Here is a 3,510-nt window from a genome sequence, read left to right as displayed (position 1 = left end):
ATCTGAAGACTTTTCGAAAGCTATCTGTATTTTTTCAGCATCTTTTATATTATATAATAAAATCATGGTGCCGGCAAGAGGACTTGAACCCCCAACCTACTGATTACAAGTCAGTTGCTCTACCAATTGAGCTACACCGGCATATATGTAAAACCGATATGTATAATGAAAAATGGTGGAGGATGACGGGCTCGAACCGCCGACCCTCTGCTTGTAAGGCAGATGCTCTCCCAGCTGAGCTAATCCTCCATACTTGCACTAACGTGCAATTGCTTGGCGGCGTCCTACTCTCACAGGGGGAAACCCCCGACTACCATCGGCGCTGAAGAGCTTAACTTCCGTGTTCGGTATGGGAACGGGTGTGACCTCTTCGCTATCGCCACCAAACAAATGCCTTCAGGATGAAGGTACTGGGCGTTTCTCACAGGATGTGAGAGCCCTTAGCGGAGTTTCCTTACCTTTTCCGCTCTTAGAGAGGTGTTCTCTCAAAACTAGATAACAGGTGTGACATCATTCAAAAATATGGTTAAGTCCTCGATCGATTAGTATCTGTCAGCTCCATGTGTCGCCACACTTCCACCTCAGACCTATCAACCTGATCATCTTTCAGGGATCTTACTAGCTTACGCTATGGGAAATCTCATCTTGAGGGGGGCTTCATGCTTAGATGCTTTCAGCACTTATCCCTTCCGCACATAGCTACCCAGCGATGCCCTTGGCAGAACAACTGGTACACCAGCGGTGCGTCCATCCCGGTCCTCTCGTACTAAGGACAGCTCCTCTCAAATTTCCTGCGCCCGCGACGGATAGGGACCGAACTGTCTCACGACGTTCTGAACCCAGCTCGCGTACCGCTTTAATGGGCGAACAGCCCAACCCTTGGGACCGACTACAGCCCCAGGATGCGATGAGCCGACATCGAGGTGCCAAACCTCCCCGTCGATGTGGACTCTTGGGGGAGATAAGCCTGTTATCCCCGGGGTAGCTTTTATCCGTTGAGCGATGGCCCTTCCATGCGGAACCACCGGATCACTAAGCCCGACTTTCGTCCCTGCTCGACTTGTAGGTCTCGCAGTCAAGCTCCCTTGTGCCTTTACACTCTACGAATGATTTCCAACCATTCTGAGGGAACCTTTGGGCGCCTCCGTTACCTTTTAGGAGGCGACCGCCCCAGTCAAACTGCCCACCTGACACTGTCTCCCCGCCCGATAAGGGCGGCGGGTTAGAAGGTCAATACAGCCAGGGTAGTATCCCACCGACGCCTCCACCGAAGCTAGCGCTCCGGCTTCTCAGGCTCCTACCTATCCTGTACAAGCTGTACCAAAATTCAATATCAAGCTGCAGTAAAGCTCCACGGGGTCTTTCCGTCCTGTCGCGGGTAACCTGCATCTTCACAGGTACTATAATTTCACCGAGTCTCTCGTTGAGACAGTGCCCAGATCGTTGCGCCTTTCGTGCGGGTCGGAACTTACCCGACAAGGAATTTCGCTACCTTAGGACCGTTATAGTTACGGCCGCCGTTTACTGGGGCTTCAATTCGCACCTTCGCTTACGCTAAGCGCTCCTCTTAACCTTCCAGCACCGGGCAGGCGTCAGCCCCTATACTTCGCCTTACGGCTTCGCAGAGACCTGTGTTTTTGCTAAACAGTCGCCTGGGCCTATTCACTGCGGCTCTCTCGGGCTTGCACCCTAACAGAGCACCCCTTCTCCCGAAGTTACGGGGTCATTTTGCCGAGTTCCTTAACGAGAGTTCTCTCGATCACCTTAGGATTCTCTCCTCGCCTACCTGTGTCGGTTTGCGGTACGGGCACCTCTCACCTCGCTAGAGGCTTTTCTTGGCAGTGTGGAATCAGGAACTTCGCTACTAAATTTCGCTCGCCATCACAGCTCAGCCTTTACGGGAAACGGATTTGCCTATTTCCCAGCCTAACTGCTTGGACGCGGATATCCAACAGCGCGCTTACCCTATCCTCCTGCGTCCCCCCATTGCTCAAATGGTGAGGAGGTGGTACAGGAATATCAACCTGTTGTCCATCGCCTACGCCTTTCGGCCTCGGCTTAGGTCCCGACTAACCCTGAGCGGACGAGCCTTCCTCAGGAAACCTTAGGCATTCGGTGGAGGGGATTCTCACCCCTCTTTCGCTACTCATACCGGCATTCTCACTTCTAAGCGCTCCACCAGTCCTTCCGGTCTGGCTTCACAGCCCTTAGAACGCTCTCCTACCACTGTTCGAAGAACAGTCCGCAGCTTCGGTGATACGTTTAGCCCCGGTACATTTTCGGCGCAGAGTCACTCGACCAGTGAGCTATTACGCACTCTTTAAATGGTGGCTGCTTCTAAGCCAACATCCTAGTTGTCTAAGCAACTCCACATCCTTTTCCACTTAATACACACTTTGGGACCTTAGCTGGCGGTCTGGGCTGTTTCCCTTTTGACTACGGATCTTATCACTCGCAGTCTGACTCCCAAGGATAAGTCATTGGCATTCGGAGTTTGACTGAATTCGGTAATCCGATAGGGGCCCCTAGTCCAATCAGTGCTCTACCTCCAAGACTCTTACCTTGAGGCTAGCCCTAAAGCTATTTCGGAGAGAACCAGCTATCTCCAGGTTCGATTGGCATTTCACCCCTACCCACACCTCATCCCCGCACTTTTCAACGTGCGTGGGTTCGGGCCTCCATTCAGTGTTACCTGAACTTCACCCTGGACATGGGTAGATCACCTGGTTTCGGGTCTACGACCACGTACTCAATTCGCCCTATTCAGACTCGCTTTCGCTGCGGCTCCGCATCTTCTGCTTAACCTTGCACGGGATCGTAACTCGCCGGTTCATTCTACAAAAGGCACGCCATCACCCGTTAACGGGCTCTGACTACTTGTAGGCACACGGTTTCAGGATCTCTTTCACTCCCCTTCCGGGGTGCTTTTCACCTTTCCCTCACGGTACTGGTTCACTATCGGTCACTAGGGAGTATTTAGCCTTGGGAGATGGTCCTCCCGGATTCCGACGGAATTTCACGTGTTCCGCCGTACTCAGGATCCACTCAGGAGAGAACGAAGTTTTGACTACAGGGCTGTTACCTCCTATGGCGGGCCTTTCCAGACCTCTTCATCTACCTCGTTCCTTTGTAACTCCGTATAGAGTGTCCTACAACCCCAAGAGGCAAGCCTCTTGGTTTGGGCTATGTTCCGTTTCGCTCGCCGCTACTCAGGAAATCGCATTTGCTTTCTCTTCCTCCAGGTACTTAGATGTTTCAGTTCCCTGGGTCTGCCTTCAAGACGCTATGTATTCACGTCAAGATACTACGCGATTAAACGTAGTGGGTTTCCCCATTCGGAAATCTCCGGATCAAAGCTTACTTACAGCTCCCCGAAGCATATCGGTGTTAGTCCCGTCCTTCATCGGCTCCTAGTGCCAAGGCATCCACCGTGCGCCCTTTCTAACTTAACCGTTAAAAAGAATCACTACGTGATATCTTGTATTACTAATTGAATGTGATGTCTACTGT

At 52.0% G+C, this 3,510-nt stretch carries 2 tRNA genes and 2 rRNA genes; all 4 read right to left on the bottom strand.

The features are described from left to right. Positions 1-65 precede the first annotated feature (65 nt). Positions 66-141 (bottom strand) — tRNA-Thr (locus tag ACFVZH_RS40060). 32 nt (positions 142-173) lie between these two features. Beyond that, positions 174-249: transfer RNA gene (locus ACFVZH_RS40055), tRNA-Val, on the bottom strand. Positions 250-271: 22 nt separating this feature from the next. Then, positions 272-387, bottom strand: a 5S ribosomal RNA gene (gene rrf / locus ACFVZH_RS40050). 135 nt (positions 388-522) lie between these two features. Next, positions 523-3,452, bottom strand: a 23S ribosomal RNA gene (locus tag ACFVZH_RS40045). Positions 3,453-3,510 lie beyond the last annotated feature (58 nt).

It is taken from the genome of Streptomyces sp. NPDC059534 (assembly GCF_042743475.1).
GTDB lineage: Bacteria > Actinomycetota > Actinomycetes > Streptomycetales > Streptomycetaceae > Streptomyces.
The sequence above is the reverse complement of the archived record's forward strand: the minus strand, read 5'-3'. Positions and strand labels throughout refer to the sequence as shown.